The sequence below is a fragment of the Streptomyces ortus genome (assembly GCF_026341275.1).
Taxonomy (GTDB): domain Bacteria; phylum Actinomycetota; class Actinomycetes; order Streptomycetales; family Streptomycetaceae; genus Streptomyces; species Streptomyces ortus.
This window is the reverse complement of sequence record NZ_JAIFZO010000002.1, coordinates 7,154,100-7,168,116: the sequence shown is the minus strand read 5'-3', so window position 1 is coordinate 7,168,116 and position 14,017 is coordinate 7,154,100. Positions and strand designations below refer to the sequence as shown.

The following is a 14,017-nucleotide window of genomic DNA, read 5'->3' as shown; positions in this document are numbered from 1 at the left end:
GGTCGATCCCCTGCGTGAAAACCGTGGTCACGGCGTCTCTCCGGGCTGTTTCCGGCGCTCCTCACCGAGCGTGGGACGCCGCTGGCGGTGCGCTCACCGCCAGCGGGCCAGCCGCTTCAGGAGCTCGTCCGGCGCGTTCATGAAGTCGTAGTGGCCGCCGTCGATCACCTGAATGTCGACCGCGTCCGCGTACCGACGCCATCCCGCGAGACCGTCGAGGCTCACGTCGGGGTCGTCCTTCCAGTGCAGTACGACGACGGGGCACCGCAGAGCCACCGGTTCCGTACGCCGGTAGGCACGTGCGGCGGAGTGATCGCGCAGCAGCACCGTCATGCCCAGATCGATCATGTCCGGCCGCGGCTCGATGCCCCGGCCGCGCAGGAACGTCTGCAGCTCGGCGCGCAGTTCGGGTTCCGTCATGCCGAGCATCCGGTCGCGTGCGGCGTCGTGCGGTGCGGGCTGGCCCGACACGAAGAGGCACTGCGGCCCCGGCAGGCCCAGCTCGGCGAGCCGGACCGCGGTCTCGAAGGCGGGCAGCACGCCGGCGCAGTGCCCGAAGAACGCGAACGGCCGGTCCAGCAGTGGCGCCAGGGGGGCGACGAGGTCGGCGGCGAGATTCTCGTACGTACCGTAGTGGGGGTCGGCGAGACGGTTCTCCCGGCCGGGGAACTGCACCGGGCAGACCTCGGCGTCCCCGATCACGGCCGGCCAGGCGCTGAAGGCGGAGGCCCCGCCGCCGGAGAAGGGGAAACAGAACAGGCGGGCGGGGTGGTCGGTGGACGGCGGGCGGACGAACCACGGCGAGGTGGCGGTGGTGGAGCCGGATGTCATGACGTCTTTCGTTTCCGGGCGACGATGGGCAGGTGGGTCATGCCAGCGATGAAGTACGAGCGCAGGTGCTGCGGTTCGCCGTCCAGTTCGATCGATCCGAACCGCTGGAGCAGTTCCTCGAAGAAGACCCGCAGGGTCAGCCGGGCCAGCGGTGCGCCGATGCAGAAATGGGGTCCGAAGCCGAAGGCGACCTGGCGTTTCGCGCCCTCCCGCGTGATGTCGAAGGTGTGCGGGTCGGGGAAGTGGGACTCGTCCCGGTTGGCCGACCCGATCCACGCGACGACCGCACCTCGGGCGGGGATCGTGCCGCCGGCGATCTCGACGTCGTCGACCGCGTACCGCATGAAGTTGCAGGCGGCCGAAGTCCAGCGCAGCCCTTCCTCGACCAGGTTCGGGACCAGCGACGGGTCGGCCTGCGCCTTCTCGAACTGCTCGGGCCGCTCGATGAGCGCGTGCACCGTGCCCGAGACGGTGTGCGGCGTCGTCACGTTGGCGCCGAGCAGGATGCTGTAGCCGTCGAGGGCGATCTCCTCGTCGGTCAGCGGGGTGCCGCCCGCGCGGACGCTCATGAGGTGGTGGAGCAGGCTGTCGTCCTCGGTGCCTGCCGCCCGTCGGCGCCGGACCCACTCCTTGACGTAGGTGACGAGTTCGTGGTGGGAGATGGCCAGGGTCGCGGCTTCGCTGCCGTGCTGGAAGTGCGGGTCCGAAGGAGCCGTCACCATCGCGGTCAGCTGGACGAGTTCCTCCCAGTCCTTCTCGGGGAGTCCGAGGAGCGGACCGGTGACCATCGCCGGCAGGAGCAGGGCCTTTTCGGCCAGGTCGAAGCGGTCCCCGTCGAGCGCCGGTTCGAGGAAGCGCGCCACCGTGCCCCGGATCGAGTCCTCCCAGGACCTCACCGCCCGCGCGGTGAGTTTGGTGCCGATCGGCCTGCGGACCTCGGTGTGCCGCGGCGGGTCGGTGGACGTCAGCAGTACTCCGGCCGCGACGTCGTCCGTGCCGAGATGGGTGGGCACCGTACCTCGCTCCGAGGTGAACTGCCGGTGGTCACCGAGCACCCTGCAGACGTCGTCGTAGCGCGTAACCGACCAGAACTCCCTTCCGTCGGGCAGCACTTGGTGGTGCAGAGGAGCCTTCGCCCGCATCACGTCCCAGACCGGGTGCGGGTTACCCGAGGTGTACAGGTCCAGGTCGAACAGGTCGACGCGGTCGAGGTCGACGTCACTCGCGGGCCCCGGCGTCAGCCTCACGTCCGCGTCCTTCCCCGCTCGACGAGATCGGCGACCCGGGCCGGGGTCTGGGCCAGGTAGAAGTCGCGTACGGACAACTCGACGTCGTAGTCCCGGGCGACCCGGTCGATGATCTTGATGCCGATCAGGGAATTCCCGCCCAGCTCGAAGAAGTCGTCGTCCGCCCCGATTTCGGCGGAGGGAAGGTATTCCCCCCACAGGGCCGAGATCTCCCGCACGAGTGACTCCGATGCACCCGTGGGCGCGGCTTCTGATTCTGACTGCATTGCGAGCCTTTCCTTATCTCCGCCGAACGGGAGTATCCGGCCAAGCAGTGAACTGCTTGGCCGGGCCGACGTCCCCGAGATCGGGCCGCAGTCGGGTCCCGGCCTGGTACGGGCCGGTGGGGCGACGGCTCCCGGACATGGGGAGGGCGCCTGCGTGGTCGTCGACGCCTGCAGCACGGGGCGCCGTCAGCCGAGGAGGCCGCCGCTTCGGCAGCTCGTCCGGAGTCCATCGCGACGCCAACGTAAATGGCCGGGGAAAGCCAGTGCAAGGGACAACAGGCAGCGCATCCCGCCGGGCACCCGCTGTCCCGCCGACGGGACAGTGGGACGGATATCCGAGCCCTGTGCGGGAATCGGGAAAAGGTCGGCCCAAGCCGCCCGGGCATCCTCTTCGTCGTTCGGGGATGCCCCCGCAGAAGCCGAATTCCGGTGACCGCTCGGCGCTTGTTGTGCCCGTGGATCCTCCGTACAGTCGGCGAGAGCGACCGTGAATTCGCTATTGGATGCGGATCGCGATGCCGGGTCCCTTCGAGGTATGCGCGGACGACAGCGGTCGGGTCGACGAGCCGGGCGCCCTCGCACTCAGGCCGGGCCAGGTGCTCCCGAAGGCGTCGCCGCGGACGCCGTTCGCTTCGAGCGCCTCGCCGTCGCGCCGGGCCCACACCTCCAGCGCAGCGCTCCGTTCGACACGCGACTCAGCCTCGGGTACGGCGCCGAGCTGGTCCGGGACCTCACCCGATCCGGTACCGGCGCACCCGCTGCGGGAACGGCTCGTCGCGGCGCTGGTGCGCGCCCTGGTCGCGGCCTGCGGCGACAGCGAGGCATCCTCGTCCACCAGCGCGCGAAGAAGGCCCTCGCCGACCGCTGGGCGTCGGTCCCTCGCCGGAACTGGCCGCGTTGGACCTCGCGCTGCTGCGGGGTGAGCGGGGACGCGCGAGCAGGGCCTCAGGACCAACCTCCGTGCCGAGCCCATCTGCCGGTTCTCCCGGCCGAGGAGCAGCTCGTTCAGCGTCGTCGTCCTGCCCGCCCCGTTCGGCCGGGCAGGGAGCAGGCCGATGCCGTCGAGCACGGTCTTGTCCCCACATGCCTTGCGCAGCCCGGGCACCGCGATCGCGGAACTTGCCATGCGCCCACGGTCGCGGGCGCCCCTGTCGCCCCGCTGTCGCGACCGCTGACACGGGCTCCCGCCCCGTCAGCCCTGGTGCGCCGGGACAGCGCGGGCCCATGCGGAAAGGTGCGCACCTCGAACGGTCCGGAGGGGGCCGTTCGAGGTGCGCACCTTTCACCGCGGTCCGCGCCGCGGCTCAGACCGTGGAGGCGAGGGCTTCCATCGAGGCGACCTTGATCGTGGGGAGGATCTCCCGGAAGCGCAGCACCATGCCCTGGCAGTAGTTCGCATTGTGCTCCAGGCTCCGCTGCGGCTGGTACGGCATTTTCTGCCGGCCGCGGTGGTCGATGTGCAGGGTGATCCGCCCCGACTCCTCATCGACGTCCGGCAGCAGCTCCCGTGCCACCAACAGGCGGGCGAGTTCCGGGGAGACCTCGACCAGGAAGCCCTTCGGGTCGGGCTGGCCGCGGAGGACGACCTCCTCGAACGCGTAGTCGGGCGTCCGCACCGGCTCGCGGTAGATGTAGGCCCGGGCCAGCAGGTCCATCTCGAACGCCTGACGCGCCATCGGGTCTGCCCACCAGTCCTGGGCCTTGACGAAGTCGGCCAGCAACCGGTCGAACTCCTCGCGATGCGAGCTGAGGATCAGGTGCGCCGTCTTGCCGGTGTTCAGCAGGTCGTAGTTGGCCAGGTCCTTCGTCGACTGGATGAAGAACTGGCACACCTCCGAGTCGGTCCTGCTGCGGAAGTACCGCGACACCTCGGCGAACAGCTCGCCGTAGGAGATGATCCCCTTCTCGTCGAGATAGCCCGAGACCATGAACAGGGCACGCATGTTGTACAGCGTGTACAGCGCGTGGTTCACCCAGTAGCCCTCGTTGCAGTCCTCCTCGGTCACCCACTTGGTGGCCAGGACCACTTCCGCCTCGGACACGTCGCTGGCCGCCTCCGCGGTCAGGATGCCGAGGGTCTCCCGCTGCGCGTACATGGGCGTGTTGTGCAGGAACAGCTGCGGGTAGACGATGATCGTGTCGGCGTACGACCGGCACAGCCTGGTCAGCCCGTCCTTGAACGACTCCAGGGTCTCGCCGGGCAGCGGCCAGATCATCTCCACGTAGGAGCTGATCTGCTTCTCCCGCAGCAGGCGCTGCAGCCCGATGTAGGTCTCCTCGCGGATGTTCTTCCGGTCCACCATCTCCAGCGCCGACTCGTTCATCGTCTGCAGCGAGATGGGCTGGCTGACCATCAGCCCACCGCGCACGAAGATCTCGGTGATCTCCGCCATGCGCTCGGGCCTGTTCTTGGCGGCGGCCATGTGGACGATCAGTGGGTAGCCGTTCTCCTCGCTGCACTCCACGATGTACTCGCTCAGCGTCACGTCGCGGGGTGACAGGCCCCAGTTCGCGTCGGCGATCATGAGCGCGGAGTACCCGTGCTCGCTGATCCACTTGATCTCGTCCTTGATCCGGTCCTCTTCGTACTTCTTGACCTTCGAGTTCGTGGCCGCGCCCCAGTAGCAGAAGGTGCAGCGGAACGGGCATCCGCGGTTGGTCTCCATGATGGCGAAGCTGAACTCGTGTCCCTCGAAGACGCCGTTGAGGAACGGCGAGGGGATGTCCATCAGGTCCTGGATACGGGGCGCCGCCTCGGTGGTGACGAGTTCGCCCGAGGACCAGAAACTGAGCCCTGGCACCTGGTGCATGTCGGGCGCCGGGGAGCTGAGCTGACGGATGAACTCCAGGGAGGTGAGCTCCCCCTCGCCGTTGCACAGGTAGACGTTATCCGCGCCGTCGCTGAGATACGTCGAAGCGTGGTTCATCACCTGCGGCCCACCCAGCAGGTAGTGCGCGTCGGGACGCAGTGCGCGCAGTTCCCTCAGCAGCCAGCGCACCAGCTTCATGTTCCAGATGTAGCAGCTGAACGTGTAGAGGTAGGCGTCCCGGTCGGCGAGCTGCCGGAGCAGGTCCTCGCGCTCGCCGGACACCGGCAGGGACACGATCTCGAAGGTGTGGCCGGCCGCGACGGCTTCGTCGCCCTGGGCGTAGGCCTGTATGTAGCCCGAGGCGAGCGGCAGAATGTTCTCGTAGGTGGGAAGTTCCACCAGCACGATCTTTCGGCGCTCCGCTGTGGCCGTCCCGGCATCCACGGTCCCGGAGAACTCTTGGGTGGACATGTTCACGGTCTCCTTAATCCTTCTGCCCGTCGTGAACACTCACGAGATGCTTGGCCACGGCGGCCGTGACGGTGGCCATGTTGTCGAGGTAGTAGAAGTGCCCGCCCGGCAGGAAGTGCGTGACGCACTCCGCCGCGCCCAGCTCGCTCCAGCGCTCCACCTCGGAGGTGGGCACGAGGTCGTCGCGGTCTCCGCCGAACGCCACGATCGGGATCTCCAGGGTGCGTCGCCGGTCGCCGTACGCGTAGTCCCTGAACACCACCACGTCGGACCGCAGCGTGCTCAGAGCCTGGCTGATGACGTCCGGATGCGCCGCGAGGTCGTCGGGGACGCCGTTGTACATGTCCAGCAGGCCCATGAGCCATTCGTCCGTGATCTCCACCCCGACCGGCGGGTTCGGCCGGTGCCGGTGGGGCGGAACGGCCCCCGAGGTGAAGAGGACTTCGGCCGGGTGTCCCGCCAGTTGCCGTCGCCAGCACAGCTCGTACCCGATGTAGGCGCCCATGCTGTGGCCGAAGACGTAGAGCGGCCCCTCGGAGTCGGTCAGGGCGTCGAGGATCTCGTCCACGAGGTGCGTCAGGTCCGCCGCGGCCGGCTCGGCGGCGCGCGATGCCCGGGCGGGGTACTGGGCCGCGACGATACGGAGGTCCCCGGAGAACCAGTTCGCCCACGTGGCGAAGTTCTGCGCCGACCCTCCCGCGTGGGGCAGCACGAGCAGCGTCGCCTGCCCGGACGCTCCCGTTCCCGGCCGCATCTCCCACAGGCACGCTCCCACCCGGCTCCCGCGGGCCGGCTGGGCGGGCGAACTCGCCTGCGGCCGGACGGACTTCGCCACCCGCTGGTCGATGCGTTCGGCCAGGTCGCCCAGGACCGGGGCATCGTTGAGGACTCTGACCGTGAACTTCATGTCCCATTCCCGGCACACCCGTAGGACGACCTTCGTGGCCAGCAGGGAGTCCCCGCCGACCTCGAAGAAGTCCTGGTCACGCTTGACCTTGTCCAGCCGCAGGACGTCGGCCCAGATCTCCGCGAGCCGCCGCTCGGTCGGCGTGTTGAAGTCGTTGTCTTCCATGCGCAACCCCTCTTCGGATCAGTTCCGTTGGTCGGGCTTCCAGCCCCCGGTCGTCGGCTCGTGCGACGTCATGACGGTGCCGGGGCGACGGCGGTGGCGATGGCGTCCCGGTCGGCCTTTCCGCTGGGGGTGTGCGGCAGTTCCGGCAGAACGGTGATCGAGACCGGTATGAACTGCTCGGGCAGCAGCTCGGTGAGCGCCTTGAGCGCCGTCGAGGGATCGAACTCGTCCTGGTCGACGTCCAGCGTCACCGCGGCGCGCAACTGCCGGGAGCCCTCGACCATCTCGACCACCACGGTGACCGCCTCGACGATCCCCGGCTGCTCCAGCAGACAGGCGTCCACCTCCAGCGGGTTCACCCGCACGCCGCGGATCTTCACCTCGCGGTCGATGCGGCTGAGAAGGTGCACGGTGTCGCCCTCGACACGCACGAGGTCCCCGGTGCGGAAGGCACGGCGATGCCCGTGCGGGGAGGGTTCGTCGAGGCTGATGTAGCGCTCGGCGTTCAGGGCGGGCTGGTTCAGGTACCCCGACGACAGCGGTGCGCCGGCGACCAGGAGTTCACCCACCGACGGTTCGCCCGGGTCGGTGGGTGCGATGAGGATCTCGCAGCCCGGCAGCGGACGTCCGATCGGCGGGAGCACCGGCCAGCCGTCGCTGGGGCCCGTGAGCGTGTGCACCGTCACCATGGCGGACTCGCTCTGTCCGTAGTGGTTGTTCAGCCTGCAGTCCTGCACGCGGCGGAAGAGTTCACGGACCGCCGGGGTGCACACGAGCTGTTCGCCCGCGGTGTTCACCTCCGCCAGGGCGAGATGCTCCAGCGTGTCGGTGGCCTCCGCGACCACGGCGAGCATGTGCAGGGCGACATAGGGGAGGAACAGGCGCTCGATGCGGTGGTCGGCGAGCCAGTCCAGGAGGGCGATGGGATCGCGCCGCAGGGACTCGGGCATGATGACCAGCGTCCCTCCGCCGCACAGCGTTCCGAGGACCTCCTGGAACCACACGTCGAAGTTGAGCGGCGCGAACTGGGCCGTGCGCAGGTCCGGGCGCACGGAGTGACGCCACTGCCAGGCAGCCATGGTGTCGACGCAGCGGTGGGGCAGGGCGACGCCCTTGGGCAGGCCGGTCGAGCCGGAGGTGTAGATGACGTACACCGGGAGGTCCGGCCGGCAGGGCGGTCGCGGCAGCGACGCGGCGGCCTCCTCGTCGCCCACGTCCGGCGCGTCCGGGATGCGCACCGCCCGGGCGCCGAGGTCCAGCACCGGTTCGGGGCCGCAGAACAGCAGCAATTGCGCCTCGCTGTCGGCGGCCATGTGCTCCAGGCGCCGTGCCGGGTACTCGACGTCGAGGGGCACATACGTCGCTCCCACGCTCACCGTCGCCAGCATCGCCGCGACGATGGCGGCACTGCGCGGTCCGGTCACCGTCACCCGGTCGCCCGGCTGGATGCCGTGACGGACGAGGAGCCCGGCGACGCGGCCGGCCCACGCCATGAGCTGACCATAGGTCAGTTCATGGCCCTCGTCCTGGACCGCGATCTCGTCCGCTCGCATACGCGCGATCTCGGCGACCGAATCCAGCAGGCACGGCGCATTCGCGCCGCCGCCCCAGAGCGAGTGAATTCCCCGGGTCTGCATCGGCACCTCTGATTCCTTTTCCATCACTGCCCCCAGGGCATATTCGAGTATGACGGCCTTGTCACCGCCGGACTCAATGATTTCGTCACGGTAGCCCGGTGACGACGACCAAGAAAGGTGCCGAAAATGCCGCTCAAAAGAAATTCCGCGGGCAGTCGGTATGTGCGGGCCACGTGCCGTCAGTGTGCCATCGCCGGGTGTCCGCTGTCCTGCTGACGGGACAACCATGGGCACGGTCCGGCACCGTCGCATCGAATCCGACCCGCGCACGGTCGTTTCGGGTGAATGGGCCGGAGAAAAGGTGGGTATTGCCTTCCGTCGCCGCGAGGGAAAGGGTTCGAATCCGGCGATCACTCCGAGGAGAAGGCGCGGCCGACCGGCCTCACGCCCTGACCGTGCCGCGCAGGCAGGTCACACTCGCGCCGCCGACCCATATGTCCTGTCCCTCCGCCTGCACGGTGAGTACACCCTGCCGTCCCAGGCGCGCCCCCTGGCCGACCCGGAATCCGCGCGGAGCCAGCCCCCGGCCGATGAGCCACTGGGCGATCCCCGCGGTGAGGCTGCCGGTCACGGGGTCCTCGCGCACGCCCTGGGGCAACGCGAAGGCCCGCACCTCGAACTGGACGGGCGACCCCTCGGGGTGGGCGCCGACCACGCCGAGAGTCAGGTCGCCCATGTGCTGCTCATCCGGCTCCAGGGCCAGCACCTCCGCGGCGGAGGCGAGTCGTACGGCGGCCCAGCCGGGACCGTTGTCGACCCACTGGTGGCCGACGATCCGTGCGCGATCCACACACAGCCCGCGGGCGATGCGCTCCACGTGCTCGTCGTCCAGGGGGCCGCTGCGCCGCAGGGCGGGGGCGAGGAAGCCCAGCCCGTCGTCGGCGAGCCGCACCTGTACGAGCCCGAGGCCGCACTCCTGCGTGATCCGACCCGGTTCCTTCGGAGTGCCTCCGGCCTCCAGCCAGGCGTGCGCCGAACCCAGGGTGGGATGACCCGCGAACGGGATCTCACCGCCCGGCGTGAAGATCCGTAACCCGTAGTCGGCGTCGTCCGAGGCCGGTGGGACGACGAAGGTCGTCTCCGACAGGTTCGTCCACCGTGCCAGCCGCGCCATGTCACCGTCGGTGATCCCGGCACCGTCCAGGACGACGGCCACCGGATTGCCGAGGTAGGGCACCTCGGTGAACACGTCCACCTGTGCGAAGGGACGCCAGGGGCGGGCCGGCGTCATTCGCCCTCCCCCTCGACCAGGACCAGGTCCATGTGCGTGCCGTCGCGCAGCGGGACGATGGCGCGGTACTCGGGCGAGGTGTACCACCGGCGGGCGTGCTCGGCCGTGGGGAACCCCATCACCGACAGGTGCTCGGGCTGCCAGTCGCCCTCCAGCGCCTCGGACTCACCACCCCGGATCACGAATCCTCCGCCGTAGAGCCGCAGCGTGTGCAGCACCTTCGCGCGGTACTCCGCCATGCGCCGCTCGTCGCCGACGACTCCGACGTTGCCGATCAACAGTGCCGTCATTCGGTGTCCCCTCCCGGGGTCTCAGCAGGTGAAGTCAGCCTCGGTGCCGATGCCGAGACGCCGGGCGGCCCGGACGACGGCGAACCCGGAGGCGACGTCCTGCGCGGCCATGCCCAGGGACTTGTAGAGGGTGCGCTCGGCGGGACCGCAGCGGCCCGGGTGCTTGCCCAGCAACACCTCGCCGATCTCGGTCAACGGCCGGTCGGCGGGCACCAGTCCTTCCTCGACGGGCGCCGCGATCTCGGAGGACTCGCGAAGGGCCCCCTCCCTGCTGTCCACGAAGACCGAGCAGGAAGCCACCGCACCCGCGTCGAGTTCGCGCTTGCCCGGCACGGAGGAACCGACGGCGTTCACGTGCACGCCCGCCGCCAGGTCCTCGGCATGTACGACGGGTTCGACGGTGTCGACCGTGGTGCACACCAGGTCGGCGTCCCGCAGCGCCTGCGCGGGCGTGGCGACCGGCTCGACGTCGACGCCGGCCTCCGCGCGCGCCCAGGCCACGAACGCATCGGCCCGCGCGCGTCCCCGGTTCCACAGCCGCACCCTGCGCAGCGGCCGGACGTCCCGAAGCGCGAGCAGATGGCTGCGGGCTTGCGCGCCCGCACCGATGAGGGCCAGGTCGCCGGCGTCCGGGGCCGCCAGGGCCCCGGTCGCCACCGCGGAGGCCGCGGCCGTGCGCAGCGCGGTGACGGCCGCACCGTCCATCAGGGCCAGGGGCTGTGCGGTCTCCGGGTCGAACACCACCACCATGCCCACATGCGTCGGCAGACCGCGGGCGGCGTTGCCGGGCGCGTGCAGCACCGCCTTCATGCCGTAGCCCGCGTCCGACTCGCCGCCGACATGGCACGGCATGGCCGCGAACAGGGAGGCGTCCCGGCCTGATCCGAGCACGGTGCGCACCGGCTGGACGACGTCGCCCGCGCTGTAGCGCCGCATCACCTCGGCCACCACCCGGTGCGCCTCGGCCACCGGCAGGGCCTGTCGTACCTGGTCTCCGTTCAGCAGGAGCACGGGCTCGTCTCCTTCCTGGCCGGGCGCGCCACAGGGCTGAAAACCGACCAGACCATGCGGATGGGCCGGGTCCCGGAGATGAACTCCAGGCCGTGCAGCTTCGCGGCCGGCACGGTGGTCAGCGCGAGATCGGCGGTGCCGTCCACCACGGCGCGGGCGGCAGCGCTGGTGGAGGCGTGGTGGATCGTCTTGTACGTCGCGTACCGGTCCGGCAGGAGCTGGGCGATGATCGGCTCGGGCGAGGGGTGGCTCGCGATGGTCGGGGCGTCCGGCACGGGTCCGCCCCCTCGGCACGCGGCGATGCCGTACAGCGGGGTGTCCATCACGAACACCCCGGTCAGCTCGATGGCCGGGTCCATGTAGAAGGAGTTGATGCCCTTGTAGGCGTTGGCGACGACGACGTGGGTCACCTCGCGGGAGTTCAGTGCCTCGCCCGCCTGCTCGTAGGTGTCGAACAGCCGGACGGCGACGGGGGGGCCGTCGGGCGGGGACATCTGGAAGGCGTACCGCTTCGCCGCCACCTCGCTGCTCGTGCCGGGCGGGCCGAGGGTGCTGACCGCCGAAGGCCGATCGGAGCCGGGGCGCAGGAGTGAGATGAAGTCAGGCAGCGTCATCCGTATTTTCCTTGGCTTGGCGTAGATGTGTGGTGGGGAGGGCGGAGCTCCGGGGTGTCGGCGGGACGTGGGTCCGCGTGCCGACGTGCTCGGCCGGTGTGACGGCCGTGAGCCACGCCGGACGATCCGCGTCCGCGGCTCGGCCCCGGGTGTCGGGTGGCCGGGTGACCGTGCGGTACAGCGCGGCGACGCGGGCCGTGACCGGTCCCACGCTGCCGCTTCCGACGTCCCGGCCGGACAGGGTGACCACGGCGGCCACCTCCTTGCCGGTCGAGGTGAGGAACACCTCGTCGGCGATGTGCAGGTCCGTGGGGCTGAGGGGGCGTTCCAGGACCGTCATCCCGGCCTCGCGGCACAAGGTGATCACGGTGTCCCGGGTGATGCCGGCCAGTAGGTCTCCCGTGTCCGGCGGGGTGGCGAGGATGCCGTCCCGCACCGCGAACACGTTCGCCGTGGTCGCTTCGGCGACGTTGCCCGCCCGGTCCAGGAGGATGGCGTCGTCGTATCCGGCCGCGCGGGCCTCGTCGCAGGCGAGGGCGCTGGTCACATAGCCGCCGGCGATCTTCGCCTGGGCGGGGAACGCGTCGCGGGACGGGCGCCGCCAGGTGCTGAGGAGGCAGCTCACCTCCTGCACGTCACCGGCGGTCGGATAGCCGAACGTGGTGATCGACAGCGCGTCGGACACCCCGGCCAACGACACCCCGGGAGGCGTGCCCGGCAGCAGGGAGAGCTTGTGCGCCAGCGGGCGCACGTAGACGTCCGAGTCGTACGCGTTCCGCCGCAGCAGTTCGACGGTGATGTCGATGAGTTCCGGGACCGACCGGGGGATGTCCGTGATCCGCAGCAGCCGGCAGGCGCGCAGCATGCGCGCGTAGTGCTCGTGCGCCCGGAACAGGCGCAGCCGTCCGCCCGAGCGGTAGGCGCGGATTCCTTCGAACACGGCGGTCCCGTAGTGCAGGCCCTGTGTGGACAGCGACAGCCGCGGGGCGCGCGCGGGAACGAACTCGCCGCGGTCCCAGGCCCACTCCCCGAGGCCGAGCCGCGGCGGTGACGCGGGGGGCACGGTGTCGGAGGGCGCGGTGGCAGGGGTCTGGTCGGCCATCATGCCCTCGCCGCGGCGATCCGCTCGGCCGAGCGGGTCTCGACCGAGGTCCCGGCGCCGGGGTCGCGGAGGTCCACCACACGCGCGGCCTTCCAACTGACCATGGCTCCGGTGCTGGTGATGGGGCCGGGGTCGCCGAAACCCACGCTCAGCGTGGTGCCCAGCTCCTCGCGGCAGTCCGTGACGGCCCCTTGGGTGTCCTCGTCCCGGAGCCGGTCCGCTTCGGCGTTCAGGGTCAAGGACAGCAGGTCCACGCCCGTGTCGTCACGGGTGACGGTGATCTGGTAGTCGAGGTAGCCGCGGAAGCGGCGCAGCAGCAGGTTCTCCAGGTCGTAGCCGATGACGACCTGCCCGTTGAGCCGCAGCCGGTCACGGACCCGTCCCACGGGTTCCAGGGCCGGCGCCGGGACGGCGGCGCCCGGGCCGGCCTCCGTCATCCGCACCAGGTCTCCGGTGCGGTAGCGGATCAGGGGCTTGGCACCGGTGTAGAGGTTGGTGACGACGAGTTCGCCGTGGCGCACCCCGTCGCGGTCGGGCGCCACGGGCTCGCCGGTGTGGGGGTCGATCACCTCGTAGTGGTTGATCAGTGGTGCGGTGCGCAGGGTTCCGTCGGCGGTGGCCGCGGCGAGGACGGAGGCTTCCTGGGACGCGTAGAGGCAGTTGTGCACCTCGGCCCCCCACAGCGTGCCGATGTTGTCGCGCAGGCTGGGCGAGAGCAGTTCACCGGTGAGCATGAGCAGGTCGAGGGAGAAGTCCCGTCGGAGGTCCAGCCCGGCCTCGACGGCTTTCTGCGCCAGGCGCAGGGCCATGCCCGGGGTGCAGAACAGGCCGGTCACCGGCAGCAGCCGCATGACCTCCAGAGCACGGTCGAACCCGATCACCGGCGAGTGCGGCCACATCTTGGCGACCGTGTGTCCGAGGTTGCGGCAGACGTCCCCGAAGGTGTCCCCGGTGGCGTGCAGCTCGGTGGGGCCGGACACCCCGATGACCTGGCGGTCCCCGTGTGCGGCGAAGATGCCCCGGTAGTAGGCGGTGAGGACGGTGTTGTTGTGGATGCTGTCCCCGTTGGTGCGGGGGCACGGGGTGGGCTGTCCGGTGGTGCCGGTGGTCTCGTAGACCGTCCAGGCCTCGGAGAGCGGCAGCGACAGCATGTCGAACTGGGCCTGCTGCAGATCCGCCTTGGTGGTGAAGGGCAGCTTCCGCAGGTCACGGATGTGCAGTCCGGACAGTGTCTCGTCGCCGAACCCCGCCAGCCTGTCGCGGTAGAACGGGGATCCGGCGCGGACGTGGGCGAGCACCTCGCGCAGTCTGGCGGTCTGATGGGCGTCGAGGTCGTCGGCCGTCCACTTTCCCGTGCCGTACTCGTCGAACAATCCGCGCAGCTCGTCCGTGAGCGCCGCAGATTCCGGGTCGTATTGCGTGAACACCCAATCCT

13 protein-coding genes are annotated in these 14,017 nt (G+C 70.2%); all 13 read right to left on the bottom strand.

Going from position 1 to position 14,017, the window contains the following annotated elements:
- Window positions 1-93 precede the first annotated feature (93 nt).
- The 13 genes from K3769_RS34470 to K3769_RS34410 all read right to left on the bottom strand — a co-directional run bounded on the left by K3769_RS34470 (window position 94) and on the right by K3769_RS34410 (window position 14,009).
- The gene (locus K3769_RS34470; RefSeq protein ID WP_267030153.1) at window positions 94-831 is read right to left on the bottom strand and encodes a thioesterase II family protein; all 738 of its coding nucleotides are present in this window, start codon (window positions 829-831) and stop codon (window positions 94-96) included.
- Window positions 828-2,078 (bottom strand): cytochrome P450, encoded by a 1,251-nt coding sequence (locus K3769_RS34465; protein ID WP_267030152.1) that lies wholly within the window; start codon window positions 2,076-2,078, stop codon window positions 828-830. Before K3769_RS34465 ends, K3769_RS34470 begins: the two co-directional genes overlap by 4 nt.
- Window positions 2,075-2,344 carry a phosphopantetheine-binding protein gene (locus tag K3769_RS34460; protein WP_267030151.1) on the bottom strand — a complete coding sequence of 90 codons (270 nt, stop codon included), beginning with the start codon at window positions 2,342-2,344 and terminating at the stop codon, window positions 2,075-2,077. Before K3769_RS34460 ends, K3769_RS34465 begins: the two co-directional genes overlap by 4 nt.
- 496 nt (window positions 2,345-2,840) lie before the next feature.
- Entirely contained in the window at window positions 2,841-3,470 is a 630-nt protein-coding gene (locus tag K3769_RS41225) for an ATP-binding cassette domain-containing protein (RefSeq protein ID WP_372515098.1), read from the bottom strand.
- Between the two features lie 178 nt (window positions 3,471-3,648).
- Window positions 3,649-5,625 (bottom strand): B12-binding domain-containing radical SAM protein, encoded by a 1,977-nt coding sequence (locus K3769_RS34450; RefSeq protein ID WP_267030150.1) that lies wholly within the window; start codon window positions 5,623-5,625, stop codon window positions 3,649-3,651.
- Between the two features lie 13 nt (window positions 5,626-5,638).
- Window positions 5,639-6,697, bottom strand: coding sequence for a thioesterase II family protein (locus tag K3769_RS34445; protein WP_267030149.1), 1,059 nt, complete (start codon window positions 6,695-6,697; stop codon window positions 5,639-5,641).
- A gap of 68 nt (window positions 6,698-6,765) precedes the next feature.
- Window positions 6,766-8,334, bottom strand: a complete 1,569-nt coding sequence (locus tag K3769_RS34440) for an AMP-binding protein (protein ID WP_267031666.1) — start codon at window positions 8,332-8,334, stop codon at window positions 6,766-6,768.
- A gap of 382 nt (window positions 8,335-8,716) precedes the next feature.
- Complete coding sequence (locus tag K3769_RS34435; protein ID WP_267030148.1) at window positions 8,717-9,565, bottom strand: PhzF family phenazine biosynthesis protein; 849 nt, start codon at window positions 9,563-9,565, stop codon at window positions 8,717-8,719.
- Entirely contained in the window at window positions 9,562-9,855 is a 294-nt protein-coding gene (locus K3769_RS34430; protein ID WP_267030147.1) for a DUF1330 domain-containing protein, read from the bottom strand. The genes K3769_RS34435 and K3769_RS34430 overlap by 4 nt, the downstream gene beginning before the upstream one ends.
- A 21-nt stretch (window positions 9,856-9,876) precedes the next feature.
- Window positions 9,877-10,866: an ornithine cyclodeaminase family protein gene (locus K3769_RS34425; RefSeq protein WP_267030146.1), complete on the bottom strand. Its 990-nt coding sequence runs from the start codon at window positions 10,864-10,866 to the stop codon at window positions 9,877-9,879.
- Entirely contained in the window at window positions 10,854-11,480 is a 627-nt protein-coding gene (locus K3769_RS34420; protein ID WP_267030145.1) for a prephenate dehydratase domain-containing protein, read from the bottom strand. Before K3769_RS34420 ends, K3769_RS34425 begins: the two co-directional genes overlap by 13 nt.
- Window positions 11,467-12,582 carry an aminotransferase class IV gene (locus K3769_RS34415; RefSeq protein ID WP_267030144.1) on the bottom strand — a complete coding sequence of 372 codons (1,116 nt, stop codon included), beginning with the start codon at window positions 12,580-12,582 and terminating at the stop codon, window positions 11,467-11,469. Before K3769_RS34415 ends, K3769_RS34420 begins: the two co-directional genes overlap by 14 nt.
- Window positions 12,582-14,009 carry a phenylacetate--CoA ligase family protein gene (locus tag K3769_RS34410; RefSeq protein ID WP_267030143.1) on the bottom strand — a complete coding sequence of 476 codons (1,428 nt, stop codon included), beginning with the start codon at window positions 14,007-14,009 and terminating at the stop codon, window positions 12,582-12,584. Before K3769_RS34410 ends, K3769_RS34415 begins: the two co-directional genes overlap by 1 nt.
- Window positions 14,010-14,017: the final 8 nt, after the last annotated feature.

Excerpts from the sequence above, each read along its gene's own strand:
- K3769_RS34470 (WP_267030153.1), bottom strand. The coding sequence starts at position 831 with ATGACATCCGGCTCCACCACCGCCACCTCGCCGTGGTTCGTCCGCCCG.
- K3769_RS34460 (WP_267030151.1), bottom strand. The coding sequence starts at position 2,344 with ATGCAGTCAGAATCAGAAGCCGCGCCCACGGGTGCATCGGAGTCACTC.
- K3769_RS41225 (WP_372515098.1), bottom strand. The coding sequence starts at position 3,470 with ATGGCAAGTTCCGCGATCGCGGTGCCCGGGCTGCGCAAGGCATGTGGG.
- K3769_RS34450 (WP_267030150.1), bottom strand. The coding sequence starts at position 5,625 with ATGTCCACCCAAGAGTTCTCCGGGACCGTGGATGCCGGGACGGCCACA.
- K3769_RS34445 (WP_267030149.1), bottom strand. The coding sequence starts at position 6,697 with ATGGAAGACAACGACTTCAACACGCCGACCGAGCGGCGGCTCGCGGAG.
- K3769_RS34440 (WP_267031666.1), bottom strand. The coding sequence starts at position 8,334 with ATGCAGACCCGGGGAATTCACTCGCTCTGGGGCGGCGGCGCGAATGCG.
- K3769_RS34435 (WP_267030148.1), bottom strand. The coding sequence starts at position 9,565 with ATGACGCCGGCCCGCCCCTGGCGTCCCTTCGCACAGGTGGACGTGTTC.
- K3769_RS34430 (WP_267030147.1), bottom strand. The coding sequence starts at position 9,855 with ATGACGGCACTGTTGATCGGCAACGTCGGAGTCGTCGGCGACGAGCGG.
- K3769_RS34420 (WP_267030145.1), bottom strand. The coding sequence starts at position 11,480 with ATGACGCTGCCTGACTTCATCTCACTCCTGCGCCCCGGCTCCGATCGG.
- K3769_RS34415 (WP_267030144.1), bottom strand. The coding sequence starts at position 12,582 with ATGGCCGACCAGACCCCTGCCACCGCGCCCTCCGACACCGTGCCCCCC.